The organism is Pseudomonas laurylsulfativorans (genome assembly GCF_002906155.1).
In the GTDB taxonomy this organism is placed as follows: Bacteria; Pseudomonadota; Gammaproteobacteria; order Pseudomonadales; family Pseudomonadaceae; genus Aquipseudomonas; species Aquipseudomonas laurylsulfativorans.
In genome coordinates this window covers 17,109-43,543 of record NZ_MUJK01000018.1, presented here as the reverse complement: position 1 = coordinate 43,543, position 26,435 = coordinate 17,109, and the positions used below count along the sequence as shown (strand labels likewise).

Sequence of the window (26,435 nt, the reverse complement as noted above, 5' to 3'; positions counted from 1 at the left end):
GTGTGAAGAGGAGATGTGTAATGGACAGGACCATCAAAGTCGTTAGCAGTGCGCTGATCCTCGGGATGGCGTTGATCTGGCTCGGCGTCTGGCGAACCGCGCCGGCGAGCATGCTCAGCGAAGTTGCATTGCCCGACACCTGGAGCAACCGGACGCTGGAGCGTGACGGGGTTTCGGTGGTTTTTGATGTGAAGCCGCTGGCCGAGGACGGCGTATTGCGCGAGGGTGGCTTTGCCGATGTGCAATTTCGCGTGACGGACAAAGCCTCGGGCCAACCCTTGTCCGGCGTCGCGCCGGGTGCCTGGCTCGACCCGGAGTCCGTCGCCGCCGACCAGGCCCAGGGCCGCGACAGGAGCTGCAAGTCGCGGGTCGGCACGTTCCTCAAATCGAATATCGGCGCACGCCCCTTACTCGACCTCAACAGCTACTTCCTGCTGGTGATGAACCGTGATGCCAGCGTTTCGGTGGTCGACCCGTCGGTGTCCGTCGGCGGTATCACCAGCACCCTGGCGCGGATTGAACTGAAACAGCCGCCGATGGATTGGGTGACGCCCCGGGACAACAAGCGGGTGTTTGTCTCGATGCCCACCGCCGGCGAGGTGGCGGTGATCGACAGTGAACAGTTCAAGGTGATCGACTCGGTAGCGGCCGGCAGCAATCCGGTACGCGTGGCCCTGCAACCGGACGAACGCTTGCTGTGGGTCGGCAACAATGCCGCAAAGGACGGGCAATCCGGGGTCACGGTGATCGACGCCGCCAGCCTCAAACCGCTCAAGCACCTGGCCACCGGGGCCGGGCACCACGAAATCGCGTTCAGCAAGGACAGCCGTTTCGCCTTTGTCACCAACCGCGACGACGGCACCCTGAGCATCGTCGACATCGCCAGCCTGAGCATCAGCAAACAACTCAAGACCGGTACGCACCCCTTGTCCGTGGTGTATTCGCCGCTGTCCGGTGCCGCTTATGTGGCCGATGGCCAGGACGGCACAGTGACGGTGGTCGACAGCGCCAGTCAGTCGGTGCGCCGGGTGATCAAGCTCAAACAGGGGCTGGGCCCGATGGGCTTCAGCGCCGACGGTCGTTTTGGCATCGTGCTCAACACCCTGGAGAACCAGGCCGCGGTGATCGACACCGCCAACGACGCGTTGATCCATGAACTGAACGTCTCCGCCGAACCCTATCAAGTGGTGTTCACCAAGGCCTATGCCTATGTGCGCGGGCTGGCTTCGCCGAAAGTCACGATGATCAACCTGGCATCCCTCGGCGAGGGCCGCACGCCGATCACCCAGAGTTTCGAAGCCGGACCTCAGGCACCGCGGATGGCCGGTGACCTGCCGCTGGCGTCGAGCCTGGCGGTATCGCGGGACGATAACGCGGTGTTCGTGGTCAACCCGGTGGACAACACCACCTACTTCTACGCCGAAGGCATGAACGCGCCGATGTCCGGTTACCCCAATCGCGGACAGGTGGCGCGGGCGGCGCTGGTCATTGACCGCAGCCTGCGGGAAATCGAACCGGGACTATACAGCTCGCGGGTCAAGCTGCCGGCGGCGGGGCGTTTCGACGTGGCGTTCCTGCTTAACCAGCCGAACATCATCCACTGCTTCAGCACCCTGGTAGAGGCCGACAAAAACCTCGATCAGCACCGTGGGATGCCCAAGGTCGAGTTCATGCTCGACCAGTTCACCGCTGACCTGGGCAGCCCGTACGTGGTGCGCTTCCGCATCGTCGAGGGCAAGCAGAAAGCGCAGCGCAGCGGGGTCAAGGATGTTCAGGTGCGCTACTTCCGCGCCCCGACTTCGCGACCACAGCAGGTCGCCGCCCTGGAGGTCGCCGACGGTGTTTATGAAGCCCCGGTGACCCTCGACCAGAGCGGTGCCTGGTACCTGCACGTGCGGGCTGCGTCCCTGGGCTCGAGTTTCGATGACAAGACCTTTGCCAGTGTTCGGGTCATACCCGGCGATACCCACTAAGAGGAAACTGACATGAACCGATTCGCACATCGTGGCCTGCTGACGTTCTGCCTCTTGGCCATCGGTATTGGCCAGGCGCTGGCCCACTCGACGGACGAGCATTCCGGGCACGACATGACGAGCAAAAAGGCCAGCCCGGAGACCGCCCCGATCAAGTTTGCCGACGTGGCCCTGCTGGACCAGGACGGCAAGGTCGTCAGCCTGGAAAAAGACCTGGTGAGCAACAAGATCGTGGTCATGGGCTTCATCTACACCAGTTGCACCACGGTCTGTCCGGTGGTGTCCTCGATCATGGGCAAGGTGCAGAAACAGCTCGGCGCGCGGGTCGGCACCGAGGTGCAACTGGTGTCGATCAGCATCGACCCGCAGCGCGACGATCCCAAGCGCCTGAACGACTACGCCCGCACTTTCCAGCAGGGGCCGGGCTGGAGCTGGCTGACCGGTTCGCCGCAGTCGGTCAATGCCACCCTCAAGGGCCTGGGCGCCTACAGCGGTGACTTTAAGAACCACTCGCCGCTGATTCTGGTGGGGGACGGCAACAACCGTTTCTGGACCCGCTACTACGGCTTCACCGACCCGACGGAACTGGCCCGGGCCGTCGAAAGGCTCAGTGGTGAACGCAATACCCACGCCAAGCACACCGCCATCGCCATGGAGCACCAGCCATGAGAGCCATCGACTGGTTCGCCCTGAGCGTCTGTTTCTGCATTTTCAGTTCAGTGGCCTTTGCCCACGAAGGGCATCAACAAGCTGCGCCAGCGTCGGCGCCGGCGGTGGCCGTCGCGGCACCGTCCACCGGCACCCACGACGCGAAAACCTGGTTCACCGACACGCCGTTGCAGGACCAGAACGGCAACACGCTGCGCTTCTACAGCGACGCATTGAAGGACCGTGTGGTGCTGCTCAATGTGATTTTCACCAGTTGTGACGATGCTTGCCCGTTGATTACCCGCAAGCTCAAAGAAGTGCGTGAAGTGCTCGGTGACAAGGCCGACGGCGTCACCTTTATCTCCCTTACCAGTGATCCGCTGCGGGACACCCCGGCGGTACTCAAGGCTTACACCTTGAAACAGGGCGTCGATGGGCCCCACTGGTTTTTTCTCACCGGCGACAAGGCGCAAATGGACCTTGTTTTGGGTCGCATCGGTCAGATCGTGCCGACCCCCGAGCAGCACTCCACCCAGTTGATCGTCGGTGACGTGGCGAACAAACGCTGGAGCAAAATCCGTCCGGATGCCCCGGCCGCGGCCATTGCCCAGCGTTTGCAGCTGCTGACAATGCCCGTGGCGGAGCGCTGAGCCATGGCCATGAATACTGCCCTCGTCCTTGGCCTGCTGCTCCTCGGCGGCCTCACGCTCAGCGCCCAGGCGCTGCCGCTGAGCGTCAACGAAAGTGCCGGCAAGCGCTTGTACCGCGAAGGTGTGTCGGCGAGCGGGGAACCGATCATGGCCCGGGTCGGCGCATCGAGCATGTTGCTGCCGGCCACCAGCCTGCCGTGCGCCAACTGTCATGGCGAAGACGGCCTCGGGCGCCCGGAGGGCGGGGTGCGACCACCGGACCTGAGTTGGTCGCGGCTGACCAGCAGCCATGGCCAGCAGCACATCAACGGCCGCAGTTATCCGGCCTACAGCGACAGTACCCTGGCGCGGGCGGTGCAGGAGGGGCGCGACCCTGGCAATAACCGGCTCGATCCGACGATGCCACGGTTCGTGTTGTCGATGAACGATCAACGCAACCTCACGGCGTATCTCAAGCGCCTGGCCGAAGACCGCGATCCAGGCCTGACCCCCGACAGCCTTAACCTGGGCACCTTGCTGCCGGGCACCGGCCCATTGAGCGAGGAGGGCGCTACGGTGGCGGCGGTGCTCAAGGGGTGCGTGACGCGTATCAACGAGGCGGGCGGTATTCACGGTCGGCAGGTGCGCCTGACCATCCTCGACCCCGGTGCCGATCGCGCCAGTGCCGAACAGGCGCTGGACCGCTTGATCGATCAAGAGCAGGTGTTTGCCCTCATCGCACCGCTGGCGCCGGCATTGGACGTGGAACTCACCGTGCGACTGGAACGGGCTGGCATTCCCCTGATCGGGCCGCTGTCCTTGCAGGGCACGTCCCTCGCCAGCCCGCAGATTTTCGAGCCGCTGCCGGGGCTTCGCGAGCAATTGATCGCCCTGGCCGATTACGCCGCCGCCAGCCTGCGAGTGCTTCAGGGGCCGACGCTGATCGCCTATCCGGACGAATCCGGCCAACGGCTTGCTGCGCAGGAACTCAGTCAGTATCTGCAGGGGCACGCCTGGCAAAAGGTGAGCCTGCAAGCCTATGACGCGGCCAGGGATGATCTGCCCTTGGGGTCGCGCTCAGTGTTTTACATGGGCAGCAGCAGCGGCTTCAGTCGACTGGCCGAGCGCTTGCAAACGGCGGGGCAGGTGCCTTACCTGTTCGCTGCCTCGAACCAGGTCGCGGGCAACCTGATACAGGTGCCCAGCGGATTTTCCCGGCGGGTGTTCCTGGCCTATCCGTTCGTGCCCAGCGACTGGACCCTGGCCGGCCGCCTGGCCTTGACTCAATTGCGTGAACTTCAGGGCCTGGGCGGCCAGCACGCGGTGCTGCAGGTGGGCGCGTTCAGTTCGATGATGCTGCTCAGCGAAGGCATGAAGCAGGCCGGGCGCGATGCCAGCCGCGAGAAACTGGTCAGTGCCCTGGAAGGCCTGCACGACTTTGATACCGGGCTGACGCCACTGATCAGCTTTGGTCCCGGCCGGCGCCAGGGCTTGAGCGGTGCGCATATCGTCACGGTGGATCTGCCGGACCAGCGTTTTTATCTGGTCGCCCCCTATAAACCCATTGCTGCCATGCCCTGACCGGAGGCCGATCATGAAACTCAACACTTTGCTGGCCCTGTTGACGCTCTGGGTGCCCGTGGCGTGGTGCAGCAGTGGCCCGGCTGCGGCGCGGGTCAATGGTGAGGAAATTTCCCAGCTGCGCCTGGAGCGCTACTTCGCCGAATACCTGGAGGATCAGGGGCGGGCGGTAGGCAACATTCGCAATCCGAAAGCCTACAAGCAACTGCGCAAGGCCGCGCTGGATGCCTTGATCGACCGCGAATTGTTGTGGCAGGAGGCCGTCAAGCGTGGCGTGGTGATCAGTGATGCCATGGTTAAAGACCAGGTCGACCAGACCCGTCAGGCCATGGGCGGCGCCGAGGTGTTTGCCCGGCGTCTTGAGGACGCCGGCTTCGACGAAGCGGGCTACACCGAGTACACCCGCCGTGAACTGGCGGCCCGGCAAGTGTTCAATGACCTCACCCAGGCCGGTGAGCCGGACGAAAAACAGGTTCGGGCGTTCTACGAGGAACACCGTGCCGAGATGAACCGGCCCGAAGAAGTGCGGGCCCGGCATATCCTGATCAAGGTAGCGCCCGGTGCTGACGCTTCCACTGTCGAGGCCGCGCGGCTACGCTTAATCGCGATGAGAGCGTCGATCGTTGCAGGGTCCGACTTCGCCAGCGTTGCGCGCAGCGGGTCCGAAGACGCGTCGGCCAGCGAAGGGGGCGACTTGGGTTATTTTCCCCGTGGACGGATGTTGCCGGAGTTCGAGGCTGCCGCGTTTACCCTGGCACCGGGGGCTGTCAGCGAACCCGTGCGTACCTCGGTGGGCTGGCATCTGATTTTTTTAGAGAACCACATGGAGGCGACCAATGTCCCAGAAGAGCAAGGACTTGACATGGTTCGGGCTTACCTTGCCCGGCAACAACAGGTTCAAGCTCGCTTGCAGGCATTGGCGCAATTGCGCTCGCGTAATCGAATCGAGCGGATTGACGATCAATAGGGGGGTTCCCCAACAGTGGGGGAAAAACGTCAATGCCAATCCGATCGCTTTCCCCGTTTTTGGGGGATGGGGTTGCCGCACGAAAAGGCATTGTTTTTAAATTCAAGGACATGAAGACCAATAATTACCGGCGCTCAGTCTGGCATGAAGTGTGCGTTAGTCCTCTCAGGGCACGCACTCTGCCAGGTTCAAATCCCGGACCTGCGGTTTCAAGGAGTCGACCTTGTTAAACAAAGTACTGGTTGTTGATGACGAACAGCTGCTGGCGGAAAACCTCCAGGGTTACCTGCAGGCGCAAGCGCTGGATGTCCGGATTGCTCACGACGGTGCACAAGGAATCGCGGAAGCTGGCGATTTCGCACCCGATGTGATGGTGTTCGATTACCGCTTGCCCGATATGGAAGGCTTTCAGGTGCTCGATGCCGTCCGCCAGAACAGGAAGTGCCATTTTGTGCTGATCACAGGGCATCCAACCGCGGAAGTTTGCGAGCGGGCCCGGCTACTGGGAGTCAGCCATATCCTGTTCAAACCGTTTCCGTTGGCGGAATTGGCCCGTGCAGTGCTTGATCTTCTGGGTAGGCGGCGCGAGACCAGAACGGGTGTGGGTGTGAGCACTTCCGAGGGATTCGTCGAACGACGCCAGAGCAGGACCGAGAGTTTCCCGCTGCAGTTGTACGACGGTAGTTGGGTGCTTGCAGATCGCCGAAAAAACACATCGGCCTCCATGGCACCAGACGACGAACAATTGCTCACCGGGGAGTAGTGGCGCGACAAGACGTTCCGGCCTTTGCCGAAACTGCTCGCCGCGTCGACAGGGCTCAAAGCCCCGGGCGTTGGAGAGCAAGCCATGGACCGTCTATCCCTTGCCGTAGAACCGGCGCAACCGGAATGTGTACCGACTCGTTTTACCAGTGAACAACTGGCCCAGGCCCGAGCCCTGGCCACCAGTTCCGGCGAACGGATGCTGGACGCCCTCGGGGGATTGAGCGAACTGGCGCCCATGCCGTTCATCCAGTGCCTGGGCGTGACCCTGCACTACCCGGTGCTCGACACCGACAGCCTGTTCAAATCCACCCCGGTGTTCGACCGGGTGACCCTGGCCCAATGCCTCAAGCGCGAATTCATCCTGCTGCGCCATGACGATGCGGTCATCGGTGTATTCGCCGACCCCTTTGACACTGCGCGCCTGGCCTGGATCGATGAATGCCTGCATGGCGCCCCCCTGTACCTGGTGCACGCCGACGACCTGAAGGCGTACCTGGCGCGTCACGAAGAGAGCTTCCATGCGGTGGAATCGCTCAACGCCCAGGCCGAAGGCGGCACCGAAATCGATACCCTGCAAAGCCTGTCCCTGACCAGCATCAGCGAAGACTCGAGTGTGGTGGTCAAACTGGTCAACTCGACCCTGTACGACGCGCTGAAAATGCACGCCAGCGATATCCACCTTGGCACCACCGGCAGCGGCCTGGTGATCAAGTACCGGATCGATGGCGTACTCAACAACATCAGCAAGATCCAGGGCAGCGAGTTCGCCGAGCAGGTGATTTCCCGGGTCAAGGTCATGGCCGAACTGGACATCGGCGAAAAACGCGTGCCTCAGGATGGTCGTTTCAAAGTCGGTATCAGCGGCCGGCAGATCGACTTCCGGGTGTCGATCATGCCGAGCATCTTCGGCGAAGACGCGGTGCTGCGGGTACTCGACAAACAGGACCTCGCCGACAAAGTCTGTGGCGTGCAACTGCAAGCCTTGGGTTTTGAAGAAGAGACCTTGCGCCAACTGCGCCGGCTGGCTGCCGAACCCTACGGCATGGTGCTGGTGACCGGGCCTACCGGTAGCGGCAAGACCACCACGCTCTACGCGATGATCACCGAGATCAACCACGGCGTGGACAAGATCATCACCATTGAAGACCCGGTGGAATATCAACTGCCGGGCGTGCTGCAAATCCCCGTCAACGAGAAGAAAGGCCTGACGTTCGCCCGGGGCCTGCGCTCGATCCTGCGGCATGATCCGGACAAGATCATGGTCGGTGAAATCCGCGACCCGGACACCGCCCAGATCGCCGTGCAATCGGCGCTCACCGGTCACCTGGTGTTCACCACCATCCACGCCAACAACGTGTTCGACGTGATCGGTCGTTTCACCCAGATGGAAATCGATCCTTACAGCCTGGTCTCGGCGCTCAATGCCGTGCTGGCCCAGCGCCTGATCCGCCTGGTCTGCACCAGTTGCAGCAGCCCCTACAGCCCGACAGACGAAGAGCTGGAAATCTCGGGGCTTGATCGGCAAAAGGTCGCTCACTACCAGTTCGTCCACGGCAAGGGCTGCGGGCATTGCCGGGGCACCGGTTATCGCGGACGCAGCGCGATTGCCGAACTGCTGCACCTGGACGACGAACTGCGGCAGATGATCGTCGAGCGCCAACCCATTTCGAAAATCAAGGCCCACGCCTGCAAGCGGGGTTTGCGTCTGTTGCGCGAGTCCGCGCTGGAGCTGGTGGAACAAGGCCGGACTACTCTCGAGGAGATCAATCGTGTCACTTTTATCTCGTGAGCAATTTGTCGCCGTGCTCGGCGCCAGTGGTGTTGGCCTGGGGCATCGGCAAGGCAATGCAACCCGCTGGCTGGGCAGCGTCGGCTACATCGACGAAGGTTTCCACGCCTGGACGGTGGCCCTCGACACCCTCGACCGTTTACTGGCCGAACACTCCGTTGCCAGGGCGGAACTGACCGTGGTGATCTCCGGGCACTTCAGCCGTTATTGCCTGGTGCCTTGGAGCGAGCAGATCAGCAGCCCGGCCGAATTGCTCGGCTTCGCCCAATTGTGTTTCGAAGACCTCTACGGTGCCCCGACACAATCCTGGAACCTGGTGCTTTCGCCTGAACCTGCCGGTTATGACCGCATCGCCACTGCGCTGCCACAGGACTTGCTCGAACGGCTGCGCGCTGTGGTCAGCGCTCGCGGTTTGCGCCTGCGTTCGGTGCAGCCGTACCTGATGGCGGCGTTCAACCATTTCGATCAAAGCTTTGATGCCGGGGACTTCCTGTTCGTGGTCGCCGAACCGGTACGCAGCGTGTTGCTGCTGGCCCGGGAAGGGCGCTGGACTTCGGTGCGTTCGGTGGGCAGCAACGACAGCGATGCTGCGCTGACTGCGTTGATCGGCCGTGAAAACCAGTTACAGGCTTCCACCAGCGAACGGCCGTTGAATGTCTACCTGCATGCACCGGCGCGCATCGATTCGCATCCCGACGTACCGGGTGTGCACCTGCGCACCCTCGAAGAAGACCGGACAGCCGTACGCGATTGCCTGTACGTCATGTCTCGGGCGGTGGCCTGACATGCGCCCCCTGATGCTCGACTTTCAGCCGCGCCGCCGTGCCGGTCCCCTGGGCTGGAGCCTGCTGGCCGGTGGCGTGGTGCTGACACTGACTTGCGCTCTGGTGCAGCAGCACCTGAGCAACGAGGCCGAACAACAGCAAGGCCACTTGCAAACCACACAGCGGGTGCTCACCGGCGACAACGGCGGCAAGCCCGGCCTGACCCCGGCGGAAACTCGCGAGCAGGCGCAGAACCTGGCGGAAATGCGCAAGGTCTCCCAGCAGTTGCGCCGCCCCTGGGAACGCCTGTTCGCCACCCTCGAAGCCATGCCGCGGGACAATATTGCCCTGCTGACCCTGACCCCCGACGCTCGCAAAGGCCAGGTGCGGATCAGCGCCGAGGCGATGGACCTGGACGCCATGCTCGATTTCCACCGCCGCCTCGAAGCCAGCGACGAGCTGTCCGACGTGTCGCTGCTGAGCCACGAAATTGTCGCCAACGTGCCGGAACACCCGGTGCAATTCAACCTGTCGGCTACCTGGGAGATCGGCGATGCAAATCCCTAGATTGATTGTCCACGAATACCTGCAAGGCCTGGGCGTTCCGGGGCTGGCAGGGTTGGGCATGCTGGTGCTGGCGATGAGTTATGGCCTGGTCGGGTTGCTGCCGGACTGGCAGTCGCTGCAAAGCCTCAGCCAGCAGACCCGCGAAGCCACCGAGTATCTGGCCAAGGTCGAAGACGGTAGCGTGGCGGCGCCGGTGATACCGCAGCGTCAGCTCGACGACTTCCGCAGCAAGTTGCCGTCCCAGCCTCAGGCCACCGTGGCCATCGACAAGATCTACGCCCTGGCCGCCCAAGAGCGCATCACCTTGTCCCGGGGTGAATACTCCCTGGGCGTGGACCCCAAGACGCACCTGGCCCGTTATCAGATTCTGCTGCCGGTACGGGGCAGCTATCCGCAACTGCGGCGTTTCCTGCACGCCTTGCTCGGCCAGTTGCCGGCGGTGGTGCTGGAGGATGTGGAGCTGCAGCGCAAGAAAATCGCCGATACCGACCTGACCGGGCGGATCCGCATGACCCTTTACCTGTCGAGGTCATGATGAATACCAAGCGAGTAGTGGGTTGGGTGGCGTTCTTCGGGGTGGCGGCAACGCTGGCCTGGGGTCCCGAATACTTCAAACAGGCTGACGACAGCGACCCTGCGGTGGCCGCCGTGGCAACACCAACCAAGGGCAAGAGCACGGGCGCAGTGGCGGCTGCATCGACCGCCACTGCGGTAGTACCGATCAAGGATCTGAGCCCGGCGGGCGACCTGTTCGCCGCCCGTAGCTGGAAACCGGCGCCGGTCCTCGGCACCGTCATTGAACAACCGGTCGTCGTGACTCAGGAGGTGCAAGTCCCCACTGCACCGCCGTTGCCCTTCCAGTTTGTTGGCAGGCTGGATGACCGTTCCGATCTGCAGGTGTTCTTGCAGAACGGCGAAAAAATATACGTCGTGCGCAAAGGGGATGTCATCGACGAAACCTGGCGGATCGAGCGTATTTCCGATGAGGAATTGAGCCTGGTCTACCTGCCTCTGCATTTAGCTCAGACTTTGTCTGTGGGGAGTACGGAATGAACAAATCCCGTTTGCTGATGAGCCTTTGCCTCTGTGCCGGGTTGGCCGCCTGCAGTTCGGCGCAACTTGCCAAGGACGAAGCTTCCGCCCTGATGGAGTCAGGCCAGTACGAAGCCGGCCTGGCTCGCATCGAACAGGGATTGCGCGAGAACCCTCGCGATACCGATCTGCACATAGCGCTCAACAGCGGTCGGGCCCGCGCCGTGACAGCACTGCTGACCCAGGCCGACATGGATCGCGCCCAGCGTAATTTCGCCGGGGCCCGCTTGGCCTACAGCCGGGTCCTGGGTCTCGAACCGAACAACCGTCGTGCCCAGGACTCCCTGCGTCAACTCGACTACCTGCGCAGCATGGACGAGAAACTCGAACTGGCCCGTGCCGACCTGCGTCGCGGTGACATCTACGGTGCCGACCGCCAGGTCAAGCAGATTCTCGAACTGGACCCGCAGAACGAGGGTGCCCGGGAATTGCAAGACAACATCCGCCTGGTGCAGAGCCGCAACGTGGTGCAGTACCCGCAACTGCGTACACGCCTGGACCGGCCGGTGACCCTGGAGTTTCGCGACGCCAACCTGAAGACCATTTTCGAAGTGCTGTCCCAGGTCGCCGGCCTGAACTTCATCTTCGACAAGGACCTGCGCCCGGACATGAAAGCCACGATCTTCGTACGTGATGTGCGCATCGAAGACGCCGTGGATTTGCTGCTGCAACAGAACCAGTTGCATCAGAAAGTGGTGAATGAAAACACCTTGCTGATCTACCCGGACTCGCCGCAGAAGCTCAAGGATTATCAGGAGCTGGTGATGCGCACCTTCTACCTGACCAGCATCGATGCCAACACCGCGCTGAACATGATCAAGACCATGCTCAAGACCCGCGACGTGTTCGTCGATGAACGTCTCAATACCCTGACCATGCGCGACACCGGCGACGCCATCCGCATGGCGGAAAAACTCCTGCAATCGCAGGACCAGTCCAACCCCGAAGTGGTGCTGGAAGTGGAAGTGATGGAAGTGGCCCGCCAGCGCATTCTCGACCTTGGCCTGCAATGGCCCAACACCTTCGGCGTGATCAACAGCGACGGCTCGCCAGTGTCGATTCTCGATCAGCTCAAAGGCATCGACTCCAGCCGGATTGCCTTCACGCCATCGCCCCAGCTCAAGATCAACGCCCAGGACAAAGACATCAACACCCTGGCCAGCCCGGTGATCCGGGTGAGCAACCGCGAACAGGCGCGCATCCATATCGGTCAGCGCGTGCCGATCATCAGCGCCACTTCGGTGCCTTCGACTCAGGGCCCGGTGATCACCGAAAGCGTGACCTACCTCGACGTCGGTCTGAAGCTTGAAGTGCAGCCCATCGTGCACCTGAACAACGAAGTGGCGATCAAGGTCGCGCTGGAAGTCAGTAACGCCACGCCGCTGGCGCCGACCCCTCAGGGCACCATTCCGGTCCAGGTCGATACCCGCAACGCCCAGACCACCTTGCGTCTGCATGATGGCGAAACCCAGATCCTCGCCGGCCTGGTGCGCAACGATCACGGCGCCAGCGGTAACAAGATCCCAGGCCTTGGCGATATTCCTGGCCTGGGCCGCCTGTTCGGCAGCAACAAGGACGACGTCAGCAAATCCGAACTGGTGCTGTCGATCACCCCGCGGATCGTGCGCAACCTGCCGTACCAGAGCCCGTCGGACATGGAATTCCCGACCGGTACCGAAACCAGCATGCACATCCAGGCACCGGACCGTTCGATGAGCACAACTGTTCAGGCCGCCCCCATGGGCGCCCCCATGAGCGCACCGATCGCCACCACCGTTACTGTCGGGAAGCCTTGATCATGAGCGCCTCGCAACGCGGTTTTACCCTGATCGAAGTCGTGGTGACGCTTGCCCTGGTCGGCCTGTTGGCCGGCATGGCCGCACCGCTGACCGAGACTGTGGTGCGCCGGGGCAAAGAGCAGGAACTGCGGACCGCGCTGTACCAGATCCGCGATGGCATCGACGCCTACAAGCGCGCCTTCGACGCCGGCTATATCGAGAAGTCGCTCGACAGCAACGGCTATCCGCCGAACCTGAAAGTGCTGGTCGAGGGTGTGCGTGATGTGCGCAGCGCCAAGGGGGCCAAGTTCTATTTCCTGCGGCGCATCCCCCGTGATCCGCTGGCAACCGTCAAGCGTGACGACGAGGGCGGCTGGGGGCTGCGTTCCTATGACAGTTCGGCTGAGAACCCCCGCGAGGGCCAGGACGTCTTTGACGTTTACTCCAAGGCCCGGGGCAAGGGTCTCAATGGCATCGCCTATCGGGAGTGGTGAGCATATGCGTCGGCAAAAGGGTTTTACCTTGTTGGAACTGATGGTGGTCATGGCAATCATCGCGACCCTGATGACGATCGCCTTGCCACGCTACTTCACCAGCCTGGAGGCCTCGAAAGAGACCACCCTGCGCCAGAGCCTGTCGTCCATGCGCGAGGCGCTGGATCACTACTACGGCGACACCGGGCGTTATCCCGATTCCATCGAACAGCTGGTCGAACTGCGCTACCTGCGTAACCAGCCACTGGACCCGATTGCCGAGCGCAAGGACACCTGGGTCATGGTCGCGCCACCGGATGGCGTGGCGGGCGGGGTGGCGGATATCAAGAGTGGCGCCAGCGGGAGGGCGCGTGATGGCAGCCTTTATTCCGAGTGGTAAGCCTTCGGGCCAGGACGGCTTCACCTACCTGGGTGTGCTGTTTCTGATCGCCGTGATGGGCATGGGCCTGGCCAGTGCCGGTGAGTTGTGGGCCACCGCTTCGCGCCGGGACCGGGAAAACCAGTTGCTCTGGGTCGGTACGCAGTATGCCCAGGCGCTGCGCAGCTATTACCGCAGTTCGCCCGGTGTGGCCATGTACCCGAAAGAACTCGCGGACCTGTTGCAGGACGAGCGTTTCCCCTCGGCCAAGCACCATATCCGGCAGTTGTACGCGGAACCGATGACAGGTGGCGAATGGGAGCTGATGCGCGGTATCGACGGACGTATCAGCGGTGTGTATTGCCCGTCCACGGAGAAGCCGCTCAAGCAGGTGAACTTCCCCAGTCAGTGGTCGGACTTCAACGGCATGGCCAGCTACAAGGATTGGCAGTTCGTGGCCGAGAAAGCCTTCCTCGATGGCGCCGACGGGCCACCGAAAGCACAGTCCAGCGCATCTGAGGCATTGCAGCCTTGAGCCGGCAGTGGCTGGCGGCACTGGCCCTGACGCTGATGGCGAGTTTCGCCCAGGCGGCAGATGACGACGAGATGTTGGGGTTCATCATCGACGACACGATTTCGCACATCGGCCATGACTTTTATTACTCATTCAGTGAACGCCTGCGTGCCACCAGCCCGATGGATTTCAACCTGGTGGTACGTGAAAGACCTTCAGCACGCTGGGGCAGCCTGGTGACCGTGGAGTTTCAGCAGCGACTGGTTTATCGGCGCTTCTTGCCGCCGAACACCGTGGAGTTGAAAGACGAGGCCTATGAGGCTGCCGACCAGGTCCGCGCGCAAATCGTGCGGCGCAAGCTGGAAGCCTTGTTGCAGGACACGACCGACCTTGAGAGGGACGAACTATGAAAAAAAGCACTGTCGGCAAACGTAGGGGACTGTGGTTACTCGGGCTCTGGAGTTGTGGCCTGGTCCATGCCACCGAATTGGTCTACACGCCCATCAACCCGTCGTTCGGCGGCAACCCGTTGAACGGCACCTGGTTGCTCAACAACGCCCAGGCGCAGAACGACTACGACGACCCCGATCTGAACAACCGTACCACTGTGGCCGGCACTTCGGCGCTGGAACGGTTTACCAGTCAGTTGCAATCGCGGTTGCTAGGGCAACTGCTGGACAACATCTCCACTGGCAACACGGGGAGCCTGTCGACTGATGCCTTTATCGTCAACGTCGTCGATGACTCAGGGGCATTGACGATCAGTGTGACCGACCGGGCAACCGGTGAAGTTTCGGAAATCCAGGTAAACGGCATCACCACCACCCCTTGACGGGGATATGGGCCGATGGGGAGTTACGGATATGAAAAGAATAATTGTGCTAGGGATGCTGTTGGCGGCGCTTTCCGGCTGCGGTCTGCGTGAACCGATGTCCGCCGAGCAAGACACTGAAACGCCGACCCTGACCCCCAGGGCCTCGACCTATTACGATCTGTTGAACATGCCTCGACCCAAGGGCAAGTTGATGGCCGTGGTGTACGGCTTCCGCGACCAGACCGGGCAATACAAGCCAACCCCGGCCAGCTCGTTTTCCACCAGCGTGACCCAGGGCGCGGCGAGCATGTTGATGGACGCCTTGCAGGCCAGTGGCTGGTTTGTGGTGCTGGAGCGTGAAGGGCTGCAGAACCTGTTGACCGAGCGCAAGATCATCCGCGCCTCGCAAAAGAAACCCAATACGCCGGTGAACATCCTGGGTGAACTGCCACCGCTGCAAGCGGCGAACATGATGCTCGAAGGCGGGATCATCGCCTACGACACCAACGTGCGCAGTGGCGGGGAGGGGGCACGCTACCTGGGCATCGACATTTCCCGTGAGTATCGCGTGGATCAGGTCACGGTGAACCTGCGGGCGGTGGACGTGCGCAGCGGGCAGGTGCTGGCCAACGTGATGACCAGCAAGACCATTTACTCGGTCGGTCGCAGTGCCGGGGTGTTCAAGTTCATCGAGTTCAAAAAGCTGCTTGAAGCGGAAGTTGGCTACACCACCAACGAGCCGGCGCAGTTGTGTGTGCTGTCGGCGATCGAATCGGCGGTGGGGCATTTGCTGGCGCAGGGGATCGAGCGGCGGTTGTGGCAGGTGGCGGGGGATAATTCTCAGCCTGCACCGAACGAGACGCTGGAGCGGTATCTGACGCAGAACAAGGTGGATCCGGAGAGTTCGCAGTGAGTCTGGTTTTTTGGCCGCAGCGGCCTTCGGGCCGACCAGGCTCTCCCCTGATGTACCCGATCCCTGTAGGAGCTGGCTTGCCAGCGATGGCGGCATTACATCCGATAAAAATCTTCTGGCTCACACCAGCAATGTGGCGAGGGAGCTTGCTCCCGCTAGGTCGCGAAGCGGCCCCAAAATCAGGCGATGCAGTTTGTCAGACAGGCCGCGTTGAATGGATTTGCGACTGCTGCGTAGCTGAACGGGAGCAAGCTCCCTCGCCACAAAGCATTGTGGCTGTCAGACAGGGTTGTAGGAATTCAGCGATCGGGTTTCGCAGCCCGGGTCAATCAAGGCGCTCAGCGCCACCGTTCCTTTGCAGTTGGCGCTTTTTGTTCGCCCATTGTTTTGCGTTATGGCGGCTGTGCGCGGGAGACTTTCGGGTCTGCCGGGTTCCTTGATTCCCGGTCTGCGAACCTGCGTATGGCTGCCACCTTCTTCGTTTCGCAGCGAATCGTGGCGGCTCCATCAATCAAGGAGCTTCACCATGATCAAACCCACACCCAATCCCCCCGAGTCAGCAACCGAAGCACCACTCAACGTGCTTCCGCTCTTCACCTCAAACCCGCCATCCTCAAAAGCACCACACCCCACAACCCCAGCACAATGTTCATCATCGCGCCCAACATCGACACCGAAAGCCTGTTGGCCCACGCCTGTGAATCGCTGGCTTCTGCAAGCGTCATGGCCAGTGATTTCGCCACATTCCTGGACGGCCCGCAGCGCAGCATGTTGTTGGGCATCCAGCAGGTGATCATGCTGGCGGATCTGGCAGTCAATCGCGCGTTGGACAACGTTGCTCCATTGGACTGAATACCGAGCTTTTGTGGCGAGGGGGCTTGTCGGACCGCCGCACCGCCCCGTTCGGCTGCGAAGCAGTCGTAAGACCATTCAGCGCGGTCGGCCTGAAAAGCCGCATCGCCTGTTTTGGGGCCGCTGCGCAGCCCAACGGGGGCAAGCCCCCTCGCCACAGGGTTCGTGTACGCCGGAACGCTTCAGGCGTTTTTCAACATCTCAATCAACCGCTCCGGCCACACCGTTTCGCGGGTCTCCCGCAGCTCTGCCAGCGACCACCATTTATGGTCCGCCATTACCTGAACTTCGTGAGCCGTCCACCCCTCACGGGACAGGCGTTCGTTGTCGGTGTGAACCACGAAATACCGTTCAACCGAGAGCACCGTTTCACCACTGGGCAGCATCATCGGAAAACGCCGCTCGGCAACGCTGTCGCCTACGGCAGCGACTTTCAGTCCGGTTTCTTCAAACAGTTCACGAACCGCCGCAGCCTCAAAGGATTCACCCGGCTCAAGCCCGCCACCGGGTGTCGCCCAGTGGCTTTGGCCGGCGAGGGCATCGTTTTTGTGTTGGAAGTGAAACAGCAGAACCTGTTTCGAAGGATTGATTACCAGCAGTCGCGCTGAATCACGTTGGCGCATGTTTTTTCTTTCCATAGAAGTAAGCGAGCCGCAGCTTTCGCTGCGGCTCGCGACGGCAAGGCTTACATCGGCATAGCGCTGCCGAAAGGGTTACGCCACCACTCGATAACACGGCACATACGCCGCGCCGCCCGGCAGTTTCATCCGGTGCTGGGCGACGAAGGCTTTGAGCAGCAGCTCCAGCGGTTGCATGATCGCCGCGTCGCCACGGATCTGGTACGGCCCGTGTTCTTCGATCAGGCGGATGCCCTTGTCCTTGACGTTGCCGGCGACGATGCCGGAGAACGCGCGGCGCAGGTTGGCCGCCAGTTCGTGGGCCGGCAGGTCGAGGCTCAGTTTCAGGCTGGCCATGTTTTCGTGGGTCGGGTCGAACGGGCGCTGGAAGCCTTCGTCGATTTTCAGCAGCCAGTTGAAGTGGAAAGCATCGTTGCGCTCGCGGCGGAACTGCTTGACCGCCTTGAGGCCCAAGGTCATCTGCCGTGCCACCTCGGCCGGGTTATCGATGATGATCTGGTAGTGCTGCTTGGCGGCGTCGCCCAGGGTGGCGCCGACGAACGCGTCCAGTTGTTCCAGGTACGGCGCGGCGTGTTTCGGCCCGGTGAGGATGACCGGGAAGGGCAGGCCTTTATTGTCCGGGTGCATCAGGATGCCCAGCAGGTACAGGAACTCTTCGGCCGTCCCGGCGCCGCCCGGGAAGATGATGATGCCGTGGCCGACACGGACGAAGGCTTCCAGGCGTTTTTCGATGTCCGGCAGGATCACCAGTTCGTTGACGATCGGGTTCGGCGCTTCGGCGGCGATGATCCCAGGTTCGGTCAGGCCCAGGTAGCGGCCGCCGTGGATGCGTTGCTTGGCGTGGGCGATGGTCGCGCCTTTCATCGGGCCTTTCATCACGCCGGGACCGCAACCGGTGCAGATGTCCAGGCTGCGCAGGCCCAGTTCGTGGCCGACTTTCTTGGTGTATTTGTACTCTTCGGTGTTGATCGAGTGCCCGCCCCAGCACACCACGATCTTCGGCTCGACGCCGGGACGCAGGGTGCGGGCGTTGCGCAGCAGGTGGAAGACGTAGTCGCTGATGCCCTGGGAGTTGCTCAGGTCGATGCGTTGGCTGTCGAGTTCGTTTTCGGTGTAGACGATGTCACGCAGGGCGCTGAACAGCATTTCCCGGGTACTGGCGATCATTTCGCCGTCGACGAAGGCGTCGGCCGGGGCGTTCAGCAGTTCCAGGCGTACGCCGCGGTCCTGCTGGTGAATGCGGATTTCAAAATCCTTATAGGCTTCAAGGATGGTCTTGGCGTTGTCGACATGGGCGCCGGTGTTGAGGATGGCCAGGGCGCACTGGCGGAAGAGGGTGTAGGTGCTGCCGGAACCGGCTTCGCTCAATTGCTGGACTTCTCGTTGCGAGAGCGTTTCCAGGCTGCCTTTGGGACTGACGGAGGCGTTGATAACTTGGCGTTGGGTCATTCAATAATCCTTAAAACGATGTCATTCACACAGCAACAACGAATGGCATCCGAATAATGTGTATTCATAAAAGAAGATGGCACGAACTGCGCGGTCTCGCCATGTCCCTCGCTTGACGATGAAAAGATGAAAAGGAGCCCCAGCATAGCTAAATCCTTCGCAGAGGCGATAATGGCCCGCAGTCTTTTTGCCTCAGACCCCTTTTTACCATTGAAGCTCAGGAAACCCGACGCAATGTTCGAAATCCAGCCGATGAACGCCGACACCTACCGGCAACAGACGCGGCGCAGCACGGTCATCATCGCCCTGATCTTTCTCGCGCTGGCGATGCTGTTGTCCTCGGTGGCGGTGGCACTGTTCGGCACGCCGGGGGGCGACAACCTGCGGTTCAACGTCGGTGGCGTGTTTGTCGCGGTGCTGGCGATGGCGGCGCTGATGCGCAAAGTGTTCTGGCGCCAGGAATGGATGAAGCCTGCGGTCTACAGTTGGCAACTCAAGCGCAGCCTGATGAGCATCACCAATGTCATGCATCATGTAACGGCGGCCGTGGAGCGGGGTGATCCGGTTGCGATGAAGCTGTTGCGTTTCTACCATTTGGGCTTGAACCAGATGCATCAGCTCGATGGCAACTCCAGCGACCACGCCCAGTTGATCCGTGAAATGGACCAGCACAAGGAACGGATGCAAGCGCAGGGCATCGAAACCGAACAGATACGGCTGGATCCGGCGTGGCTGGAGGCGGTAAAGCAGGCATCGCGCTAACATCATTGCGAGCCCGGATCGGGCATAGTGAGCAAAAAACGGCGGTCAGGACGGCTCGCCCTGTCATAGACACCCAGGGAGCACCATGGGACATCCATCGATCAACGATCATATTCAAATGCTTCGGCCAGCCGTGCCCCGGCTCAAAGTCCGCTCGGCGGTGATACTGCTGGTGGCGGTGTGCCTGTCGATGATGATTATCGTGATCTGGGAGGCCTGGAGTTCACGCCAGTACCAGCTGCATGACAAGGAAGTGGCGATGTCCAACCTTGCGCAGACCCTGGCATCGCAAGCGCGGGCAACGATCAAGCAGGCCGATACGCTGCTGTTTACCCTGGTCGATCGTCTGGAACACGACGGCGTGGATCAATCCCGGCTGCCGCAATTGCTCTACGCTCAGCGCGGTGAGTTGAGCCAGCTCCACGGCTTGTTCGTTTTCGACGAAAAAGGTCAGTGGATCGCCAATTCCAATGGCGCCGGCCAGACCGGCGTCAACAATTCCGACCGCGAATACTTCATTTTCCATCGCGACAACCCCAGTCGCGGGCCGCACATCGGGCCGTCGATCAAGAGCCGTTCGAGCGGTGAGTGGATCGTGACGGTGTCGCGCCGGGTCAATCATCCCGACGGTAGCTTTGCCGGGGTGGCGCTGGCGACGATTTACCTCAGTCATTTCCTGCAGCTCTACGACAGCATCGACATGGGCAGTAACGGGGTGATCAACCTGATCGCCGACAATGCCAGCATTGTCATTCGCAGGCCCTTCAAGGAGACGGAGATCGGCACCAGTCTGGCCAAGAGCCCGTTGTTCACTCAGTTGTTGCCCAAGGGCGATGCGGGCACGGCCACGATCACGTCGGTCATCGACGGTGTCGAGCGGGTGATAGGCTATCGTCGGGTCGAGGGTTATCCGCTGATCGTGTTTACCGCGTTGAACAAGGATGAAGTGCTGGCCAGTTGGCGCCGGGAAACCCTGCTCAGCGCCGGCATCGTCGCGCTGTTGCTGAGTGTTCTCGGCGTATTGGGGTTCCGACTGATCAAGCTGATGAAGCAGCAGAACCTGGTGCAGGTCGAGTTGCTGGACACCCAGGACAAGCTCCTGGCGGTCAATCGCAACCTCGAAGGCCTGGCCCTGGAGGACGCGCTGACAGGGCTGGCCAACCGGCGTCAGCTCGACGCTTTCATCGATGCCGAAATGGGCCGCGCCCGACGCAACCAGACCGAGCTGGCGCTGCTGATGATCGATGTCGATCATTTCAAACCCTTCAATGACCGCTACGGCCACCTGGCCGGTGATGAGTGTTTGCGCAAGGTCAGTGCGATCATCACGGACAACATCAAGCGCCCCGGTGACCTGGCCGCCCGTTATGGTGGCGAAGAGTTCGCCGTGGTGCTGCCCGGCACCGACTACGTGGGGGCATTTCTGGTGGCGGAGAAAATTCGCCGCGCGGTGCTGCAGGCCGACATTGCCCACAGTGACAGCCCGGAAGGCGCCGTGACCGTCAGCGTTGGCGTGTGTGCCTGCAATACCGCGTCCCAGGTCCGCCCCGAAGAACTGATGGGTGCAGCAGACAAGGCGCTGTACGTGGCCAAGGCCAGTGGGCGGAACATGAGCGTGATTGCCAACTGAACGTCAGGTGTCAAGTAAACCGGTCTGTTCCCTGAACCAGTCGGGTGGCCAGGTAGGGTTTTTTCAGCTGCTCCAGCCACCAGCCCAAGGCGCGACCGTCATGGTCCCCACGCCAGCCGGCGTACAGGATGTTTGGCTCGCGCGGGTCGGCCATCGGCTTCTCGATCAGCGTGCCGTTTTTCAGCAGCGAGCCAACCCGGTGCCGCGGCAGCCAACCCACCCCCAGCGCATTGCACTGGGCGAGGATTTTCGCGCGCATGGTCGGCACGGCCAGCACCGTTTGCCCGCCGGTGACGCCGTAGGTGCTGCCCTCGGTGACTCTGGAGGAGTCAGCCACGACAATGGCCCGATGCTGCGCGACCATGGCCCGGGTAATCGGGCCCTTGGCCTTGGCCAGCGGGTGTTTGGGCGACACCGCAAACACCCATTCCATTTCCCCCAGTTGCATCCAGCGCAAGTTTGCAATGGCCGGTGGTTCATTGGTGGCGCCAATGACCAGGTCCGCACGGCCTTCGCGCAGGGCCTCCCAGACCCCTTTGAGTACTTCCTGGGTGATGCGCAGCGGTACGCCGGATTGCAGCGCGTCGAATTCGTCGATCACCGGGATCAGGGTCTCGAACTCCAGCAGTTCGTCGGTGACGATCCACAAGCGGCTCTCCCAGCCATTGGCGACTTGCTGGACCCGTTGGGTCAGGCGCGAGACGTCCTGCATCAGCCGCGCCGCTTCGTTGACCAGCAACTCGCCCGCCGGGGTCAGTTGCAAACGGTAGCGGCGGCGGTCGAACAACAACGCATCGAAGCGCTCCTCCAGTTGCCGCGCCGCATAGGACACGGTCGACGGCGCCTTGCCCAGGTGCGCCGCCGCCCGCGACAGGCTGCCGGTTTCGCGGATCGCTTCGAGCAGCGCCAGGTCTTCGGTCGACAGCATGTGCAAAATCCTCAAACGAAAATCGCAACCCTGTAGGAGCCGGCTTGCCGGCGATGACGTCCGCAAGTGCGATGCAAGATTCCCGATCCATCGCTGGCAAGCCAGCTCCTACAGATTCAGGACGTTCGGCGCAAACGCCATTGCCTGAAGTGTCGCAGATAGACCAGAAAATTGATCACCAACACCACGCTGCCCAACCCCAGTTGAATCCCGGGCGTCAGGCCCGCCGGATAAATCACCGGCCAAATGTAATGCTCGATGAACCCACCGCCATAGCCGCTTTGCCCGGCCTCTTGGCGCATGCGGTTTTCCCAGTCGGTCAGTGGGCAGGGCAGGTGGAAGAACTCCACCGCCATACCCCACAGCGCGGCCGGCGGATGCCACCAGATCAGGTGGCGCCATTTGAGCACCAGCAACCCGCCGAACAACACAAACACGATGAACAGCAAGTGAAACAGCATCAGCCCGTCTGCGGCGATTCGGTACAGCATGTCGGTGCCCCTGAAGGCTGAACGAATCGCTCCATGGTACTCGGGCCGTTGGCGGGGGCTCTATCGATTGTCGCGCTCCAATGCGCTGAGCACGCCTTTCAAGCGTTCGGTCATCGATTCGCTGCTGCGTTGCATCGGTGCACGCAGTTCATCACCGATCAAGCCTTGCAGGGCCAGCGCGGTTTTCACCGGGGCCGGGTTGGGCTCCAGGAACAGGCTGTTGATCAGCGGCAGCAAACGGAAAAATGTGGCGCGGCCATCCGCCAACCGGTTGTCGCGGATCTGCTGGTACAACTGCACGAACAGTTCGGGATGGACATGCGCCGACGCGGCAATCGCGCCTTTGGCGCCCAGGCACAGGGCGTTGAAGATCTGGTTGTCTTCACCGCACAGCACATCGACCTGGCCGCTGTTGAGCAAGGCGAGGGTGTTCGAGAAGTTACCGCCGCAATCCTTGATGGCGACGATGCGCTCGTGGGCGACGATATTGAGCAGGGTCGCCTGCTCGAAGGCCACGCCGGTACGGTATGGGATGTCGTAGAGAATCAGCGGAACGCTGGAGGCATCGGCGACCGTGCGGAAAAACACTTCGAGACCGGCCTGGGACGGACGGATGTAATACGGCGCCGGCACCAGCAGGCCAGCCACTGGTCGCTTGAGGATCTCGCTCTGCAACTGCAACAACTCGCTGAGGTTGTTACCGGCCAGGCCCATGACCACCTGTTGCGCAGGCGCCAGCTCCAGCACCGCATCGAGCACCGCCAGTTGCTCAAGTTTGCCCATCGCCGCCGGTTCGCCGGTGGTGCCGCAAACGATGAGGCCGTCGACGCCGCTCTCCAGCAAATGGCTGACCAGCCGGCGCAAGCCGGCGAAATCGATGGCACCGTTGTGAAACGGTGTGACCAGTGGAACCCAGATACCTTGAAACGCAGACATGCACTTTCTCCTGATGGTTGACCGATTTCGTCACCGTCAGGAGCGTAGAGGGAGAGTAAGCAAGGGGAGGGTGGTCCGTCGCGCTCAATGTCCTGTCAGCTCATCTGACGGGACAGCGCGCCCCGGTCACATGAGCGACTGTTTCTTCGATTTGAGGGTGTTCGCAACGCAACCTTGCGCCTTGGCAATCAAGCCAATGACGGAAGTGTTGAGGTCGAAGGTTGCGGACATACGTGCTTACACCCTGAGTGAGGCGTCCAGTTTTAAAAGCCGGCGCGCCGTTTGTCAATCACGAAAGTCAGCGAACTCAGCGCGCATGCGGCCATTGTGCTTGGCCTTGTAGAGCAGGTGATCGACCTGTTCGACGAATTCCAGGGCCGTCACATGCATCGATGCCAGGGTGGTGCCGACGCCGAGGCTGATACTCAACAGCCGCGAAACGTTCGAAAATTCATGGGGGATCTGCTGTTGGCGAATCAGGTGCAGGCACTTGTGCGCCACCAGCCGCGCGGACTCGGCATCGGTTTCCGGCAGCAGCCAGACAAACTCTTCACCGCCGATCCGGGCGATGAAATCCCGCGGTCGGTTGGCAGCCATCGACAGGGTTTGCGCGACGCGGCGCAGGCAATCGTCGCCCTTGATGTGGCCGTAATGGTCGTTGTACTGCTTGAAGTAATCGATATCCAGCACGATCACCGACAACGGCAAGCCGGTGCGTTGGGCAGCGTTCCACTCGCGTTCCAGCACGGTGTCGAACATGCGCCGGTTGGCGATGCCGGTCAGGCCGTCCTGGAAGGAATACTCTTCAAGCTGCTTTTGCAGGCGGATCAGGTGTTCTTCGGTTTTCTTGCGCTCGCTGATATCGAACATGAAACCCACCAGCGCCTCGACTTCACCGTCCTTGCGCACCACGTGCACCACATCGCGGATCCACACGTACTCGCCGCTTTCGGTCAGCGCGCGATAGTCGGCCTCGTGATCAATGCCGGCCCGCGATTGTGAGACACAGAAGTCCATCACGTAGTTGCGGTCATCCGGGTGCATGCGCTCGACCCAATCATTGACCGAAGCCCAGCTGTGCTGCTTCCAGCCCAGCAGTTCTTCGATCTGTGGCCCGATGTAACTGAACGTCATGGTTTTCCAGTCGATGCGCCAGGGAATGGCCTTGGTCGACTCAAGCAGGGTTTTGTAAACGTCGCTGTCGGTTTCGACTGAACTCATGAAGGGCCGGCCTCGATGAAAATGCAGCGCCATCATGTTGCTACCACCGAGGCGAATCAAGCGGGTAGCCGATGAATGGCATGCAGTCGTATCAGTGAGCAAGATTGTTCAAGCCTTCGGCCGCGAGTGCTGGCACAGTCTCAGGTCTTTCCCTGTCTGTAGAACGTCATGCCCAACTCACTCATGCCGCGCAGCGCCTTTCTGCGCGGGGCCGCAGCGATCATGCCGCTGTCCCTGGCCACCGCGCCCTGGGGCTTGCTGGCCGGTTCCATGGCCATTGAAGCCAACCTCACACCCCTGCAAGGCCAGGGCCTGTCGAGCATTGTGTTTGCCGGTGCCGCGCAACTGGTGGCCATCGGCATGCTCAAGGGCGGTGCCGGGATTTTTTCGATCTTGCTCACCACCTTGCTGCTGACCTCCCAGCATTTGCTCTACGGGATGAGCCTGCGCTCGGTGATTTCTCCGTTGCCGGGGCGCTGGCGTGCGGGGCTGGGGTTCTTGCTCACCGATGAGCTGTTCGCCCTGACCAGCCAGCACGACAAACAGCAATTCAACCGTTGGTACGCCTTGGGTGTCGGCCTGACGTTCTATATCGCCTGGAACCTCTTCACCCTGGCAGGCATTGTGCTCGGCAGCAGCATTCCCGGCCTTGAACACCTTGGCCTGGATTTCTCCATCGCGGCCACCTTCATTGCCTTGATCACCCCGGTGGTGCGCAATGTGCCGACTGTGGTGTGCGTGGCGGTGTCGCTGTTCTGCTCGGTGCTGTTCAGCTACTGGCAATGGGGCTCGGCGCTGGTGCTGTCGGGGTTGGCGGGCATGACCGCCGGGTTTGTCTGCAATAAATTCTACGGTGGACGCACATGATGGTCTGGGCTGTGATTGTCGGAATGGGCGTGTTGGTGTTCCTCAACCGCTATGTTTTTCTGGAACCGCGACTGCCGGTACGCCTGAGCAGCAATGCCCGGCAGTTCCTCGGGTTTGCCGTGCCGGGCATGTTGACTGCGATCTGTGGGCCGATTGTGTTCATGCCGGAGAAACAGCTGAACCTGCACTGGGACAACCCCTATCTGATCAGCTCGCTGGTGGCGGTCGGGCTGGTGCTGTACACGCGCAATACGTTGCTCAGCATGTTGTTGAGCATGGGCTTCTTCTTTTTGCTGCGCGGGTGGCTGTGAGCGGGGCAGGGCGATCTGTTCTACGCTTAAAGTTGATGAGCGATCCCTTCAGGAAGAGAGGTGAACATGGCCAATGAACCCAAGCGTCCGGACCCGGAAGAGGACGTGGACGAACCTACGGAAGAAGAGATTGAGCAGCAGAAGCGTTCGGTACCGGACTGGAAGCATCCTGACGACGGTACGGAACTGTCAGAGCCTGACCGCAAGTTCTGACCGGCGCATACGACAAAGCCCCGCCTTTTGAGCGGGGCTTTGTCGTGATCACCCTTGTTCCAGGACCTCTGGAAATTCGGGGTGGGCTGCGCGATATCCCAATGTCTTGTCGATCCAGGCGTTCAGTTCATTGACCATCACCGGCGGTTTGCCCGGATAGTGTTCAAGGGTTGAACTCAGGATTTCATGGATATCGGGAACAGATCGCAGGTTGCGGGTTTGTATGTATTGCTTGATAAAGCAGTCGAGTTGGTAGTGCTCCGTCTTTGTAAGATGAACGCACGCCAGACCCACGACCCGATCGTTTTTATTGTCGTCGCGCAATTTCGTTCTCTGCAAGGCAAGTTGTATGAGATTTCCCTGCTTGTTGACTCTTTGGTCAACTAGTTGAGCTGCCGGAAATCCGGCGCGAATGCTAGCCGTAGTTGCTGGGATTGTATCTATTTCGACTACAGAGTCTGACAGGCGGTACAAACGTCCCAGTTGAGTTG

The 26,435-nt window shown here is 61.3% G+C and carries 31 protein-coding genes; 24 read left to right on the top strand and 7 right to left on the bottom strand.

Annotation, left to right across the window (positions count from 1 at the left end):
* The first annotated feature begins 20 nt into the window (after window positions 1–20).
* The 19 genes from B0D71_RS29720 (at window position 21) to B0D71_RS32535 (ending at window position 16,498) form a co-directional block, all read left to right on the top strand.
* Window positions 21–1,973, top strand: a complete 1,953-nt coding sequence (locus B0D71_RS29720; RefSeq protein ID WP_103397880.1) for a YncE family protein — start codon at window positions 21–23, stop codon at window positions 1,971–1,973.
* A 12-nt stretch (window positions 1,974–1,985) separates the two neighbouring features.
* Window positions 1,986–2,642, top strand: a complete 657-nt coding sequence (locus B0D71_RS29715) for an SCO family protein (RefSeq protein ID WP_103397879.1) — start codon at window positions 1,986–1,988, stop codon at window positions 2,640–2,642.
* Window positions 2,639–3,271 carry an SCO family protein gene (locus tag B0D71_RS29710; RefSeq protein WP_103397878.1) on the top strand — a complete coding sequence of 211 codons (633 nt, stop codon included), beginning with the start codon at window positions 2,639–2,641 and terminating at the stop codon, window positions 3,269–3,271. The genes B0D71_RS29715 and B0D71_RS29710 overlap by 4 nt, the downstream gene beginning before the upstream one ends.
* Before the next feature lie 9 nt (window positions 3,272–3,280).
* Window positions 3,281–4,831: a cytochrome c/ABC transporter substrate-binding protein gene (locus tag B0D71_RS29705; RefSeq protein WP_103397911.1), complete on the top strand. Its 1,551-nt coding sequence runs from the start codon at window positions 3,281–3,283 to the stop codon at window positions 4,829–4,831.
* Between the two features lie 13 nt (window positions 4,832–4,844).
* Window positions 4,845–5,798 (top strand): peptidylprolyl isomerase, encoded by a 954-nt coding sequence (locus B0D71_RS29700; RefSeq protein WP_103397877.1) that lies wholly within the window; start codon window positions 4,845–4,847, stop codon window positions 5,796–5,798.
* A 223-nt stretch (window positions 5,799–6,021) separates the two neighbouring features.
* Window positions 6,022–6,561 carry a response regulator gene (locus B0D71_RS29695; protein ID WP_103397876.1) on the top strand — a complete coding sequence of 180 codons (540 nt, stop codon included), beginning with the start codon at window positions 6,022–6,024 and terminating at the stop codon, window positions 6,559–6,561.
* Window positions 6,562–6,645: 84 nt separating this feature from the next.
* Window positions 6,646–8,352 (top strand): GspE/PulE family protein, encoded by a 1,707-nt coding sequence (locus B0D71_RS29690; protein ID WP_103397875.1) that lies wholly within the window; start codon window positions 6,646–6,648, stop codon window positions 8,350–8,352.
* Entirely contained in the window at window positions 8,333–9,136 is an 804-nt protein-coding gene (locus tag B0D71_RS29685) for a hypothetical protein (RefSeq protein WP_103397874.1), read from the top strand. Before B0D71_RS29690 ends, B0D71_RS29685 begins: the two co-directional genes overlap by 20 nt.
* Before the next feature lies 1 nt (window position 9,137).
* On the top strand, window positions 9,138–9,683 hold the full coding sequence (locus tag B0D71_RS29680; protein WP_103397873.1) for a PilN domain-containing protein: 546 nt from the start codon (window positions 9,138–9,140) through the stop codon (window positions 9,681–9,683).
* Complete coding sequence (locus tag B0D71_RS29675; RefSeq protein ID WP_103397872.1) at window positions 9,670–10,218, top strand: type IV pilus inner membrane component PilO; 549 nt, start codon at window positions 9,670–9,672, stop codon at window positions 10,216–10,218. The genes B0D71_RS29680 and B0D71_RS29675 overlap by 14 nt, the downstream gene beginning before the upstream one ends.
* Window positions 10,218–10,736: a hypothetical protein gene (locus B0D71_RS29670; RefSeq protein WP_103397871.1), complete on the top strand. Its 519-nt coding sequence runs from the start codon at window positions 10,218–10,220 to the stop codon at window positions 10,734–10,736. Before B0D71_RS29675 ends, B0D71_RS29670 begins: the two co-directional genes overlap by 1 nt.
* Entirely contained in the window at window positions 10,733–12,571 is a 1,839-nt protein-coding gene (locus tag B0D71_RS29665; RefSeq protein ID WP_103397870.1) for a secretin N-terminal domain-containing protein, read from the top strand. The genes B0D71_RS29670 and B0D71_RS29665 overlap by 4 nt, the downstream gene beginning before the upstream one ends.
* A gap of 2 nt (window positions 12,572–12,573) precedes the next feature.
* On the top strand, window positions 12,574–13,047 hold the full coding sequence (locus B0D71_RS29660) for a type II secretion system protein (protein ID WP_103397869.1): 474 nt from the start codon (window positions 12,574–12,576) through the stop codon (window positions 13,045–13,047).
* Between the two features lie 4 nt (window positions 13,048–13,051).
* Window positions 13,052–13,426 carry a type II secretion system protein gene (locus tag B0D71_RS29655; RefSeq protein WP_103397868.1) on the top strand — a complete coding sequence of 125 codons (375 nt, stop codon included), beginning with the start codon at window positions 13,052–13,054 and terminating at the stop codon, window positions 13,424–13,426.
* Window positions 13,401–13,940: a type II secretion system protein gene (locus B0D71_RS29650; RefSeq protein WP_103397867.1), complete on the top strand. Its 540-nt coding sequence runs from the start codon at window positions 13,401–13,403 to the stop codon at window positions 13,938–13,940. The genes B0D71_RS29655 and B0D71_RS29650 overlap by 26 nt, the downstream gene beginning before the upstream one ends.
* Window positions 13,937–14,329 carry a curli production assembly/transport protein CsgE gene (csgE, locus tag B0D71_RS29645; RefSeq protein ID WP_103397866.1) on the top strand — a complete coding sequence of 131 codons (393 nt, stop codon included), beginning with the start codon at window positions 13,937–13,939 and terminating at the stop codon, window positions 14,327–14,329. Before B0D71_RS29650 ends, csgE begins: the two co-directional genes overlap by 4 nt.
* Window positions 14,326–14,751, top strand: coding sequence for a curli assembly protein CsgF (locus B0D71_RS29640; RefSeq protein WP_103397865.1), 426 nt, complete (start codon window positions 14,326–14,328; stop codon window positions 14,749–14,751). The genes csgE and B0D71_RS29640 overlap by 4 nt, the downstream gene beginning before the upstream one ends.
* Window positions 14,752–14,782: 31 nt before the next feature.
* Complete coding sequence (locus B0D71_RS29635; protein WP_103397864.1) at window positions 14,783–15,646, top strand: CsgG/HfaB family protein; 864 nt, start codon at window positions 14,783–14,785, stop codon at window positions 15,644–15,646.
* Window positions 15,647–16,108: 462 nt separating this feature from the next.
* On the top strand, window positions 16,109–16,498 hold the full coding sequence (locus B0D71_RS32535; protein WP_420825155.1) for a DUF6124 family protein: 390 nt from the start codon (window positions 16,109–16,111) through the stop codon (window positions 16,496–16,498).
* 182 nt (window positions 16,499–16,680) lie between these two features.
* Here B0D71_RS32535 and B0D71_RS29620 read toward each other — a convergent pair whose 3' ends face one another.
* Both B0D71_RS29620 and ppnN read right to left on the bottom strand, forming a co-directional pair.
* Window positions 16,681–17,121: an NUDIX hydrolase gene (locus B0D71_RS29620; protein ID WP_103397862.1), complete on the bottom strand. Its 441-nt coding sequence runs from the start codon at window positions 17,119–17,121 to the stop codon at window positions 16,681–16,683.
* 90 nt (window positions 17,122–17,211) lie between these two features.
* Window positions 17,212–18,585, bottom strand: a complete 1,374-nt coding sequence (gene ppnN / locus B0D71_RS29615; protein WP_103397861.1) for a nucleotide 5'-monophosphate nucleosidase PpnN — start codon at window positions 18,583–18,585, stop codon at window positions 17,212–17,214.
* Window positions 18,586–18,819: 234 nt separating this feature from the next.
* Here ppnN and B0D71_RS29610 point away from each other — a divergent pair, with 234 nt between their 5' ends.
* Both B0D71_RS29610 and B0D71_RS29605 read left to right on the top strand, forming a co-directional pair.
* Complete coding sequence (locus B0D71_RS29610; RefSeq protein WP_103397860.1) at window positions 18,820–19,347, top strand: DUF3087 family protein; 528 nt, start codon at window positions 18,820–18,822, stop codon at window positions 19,345–19,347.
* Window positions 19,348–19,432: 85 nt separating this feature from the next.
* Window positions 19,433–20,977, top strand: coding sequence for a sensor domain-containing diguanylate cyclase (locus B0D71_RS29605; RefSeq protein WP_103397859.1), 1,545 nt, complete (start codon window positions 19,433–19,435; stop codon window positions 20,975–20,977).
* Between the two features lie 10 nt (window positions 20,978–20,987).
* On the opposite strand, the gene B0D71_RS29600 is transcribed toward B0D71_RS29605, so the two are convergent.
* The 4 genes from B0D71_RS29600 to B0D71_RS29585 form a co-directional block, all read right to left on the bottom strand.
* The gene (locus B0D71_RS29600; RefSeq protein ID WP_103397858.1) at window positions 20,988–21,905 is read right to left on the bottom strand and encodes a LysR family transcriptional regulator; all 918 of its coding nucleotides are present in this window, start codon (window positions 21,903–21,905) and stop codon (window positions 20,988–20,990) included.
* 116 nt (window positions 21,906–22,021) lie between these two features.
* Window positions 22,022–22,396, bottom strand: coding sequence for a DUF2784 domain-containing protein (locus B0D71_RS29595; protein WP_103397857.1), 375 nt, complete (start codon window positions 22,394–22,396; stop codon window positions 22,022–22,024).
* A 60-nt stretch (window positions 22,397–22,456) separates the two neighbouring features.
* Entirely contained in the window at window positions 22,457–23,332 is an 876-nt protein-coding gene (gene dapA / locus B0D71_RS29590) for a 4-hydroxy-tetrahydrodipicolinate synthase (RefSeq protein ID WP_103397856.1), read from the bottom strand.
* A gap of 285 nt (window positions 23,333–23,617) precedes the next feature.
* A complete protein-coding gene (locus B0D71_RS29585) occupies window positions 23,618–24,553 on the bottom strand; it encodes a sensor domain-containing diguanylate cyclase (RefSeq protein WP_103397855.1) in 936 nt (311 codons plus the stop codon).
* Between the two features lie 168 nt (window positions 24,554–24,721).
* Here B0D71_RS29585 and B0D71_RS29580 point away from each other — a divergent pair, with 168 nt between their 5' ends.
* The 3 genes from B0D71_RS29580 (at window position 24,722) to B0D71_RS31530 (ending at window position 25,944) form a co-directional block, all read left to right on the top strand.
* Entirely contained in the window at window positions 24,722–25,420 is a 699-nt protein-coding gene (locus B0D71_RS29580; RefSeq protein ID WP_103397854.1) for an AzlC family ABC transporter permease, read from the top strand.
* Window positions 25,420–25,731, top strand: a complete 312-nt coding sequence (locus B0D71_RS29575; RefSeq protein WP_165798771.1) for an AzlD domain-containing protein — start codon at window positions 25,420–25,422, stop codon at window positions 25,729–25,731. Before B0D71_RS29580 ends, B0D71_RS29575 begins: the two co-directional genes overlap by 1 nt.
* Before the next feature lie 66 nt (window positions 25,732–25,797).
* Window positions 25,798–25,944, top strand: a complete 147-nt coding sequence (locus B0D71_RS31530) for a hypothetical protein (protein ID WP_007978995.1) — start codon at window positions 25,798–25,800, stop codon at window positions 25,942–25,944.
* 48 nt (window positions 25,945–25,992) lie between these two features.
* On the opposite strand, the gene B0D71_RS29570 is transcribed toward B0D71_RS31530, so the two are convergent.
* Window positions 25,993–26,268: a hypothetical protein gene (locus B0D71_RS29570; RefSeq protein WP_103397910.1), complete on the bottom strand. Its 276-nt coding sequence runs from the start codon at window positions 26,266–26,268 to the stop codon at window positions 25,993–25,995.
* Window positions 26,269–26,435: the final 167 nt, after the last annotated feature.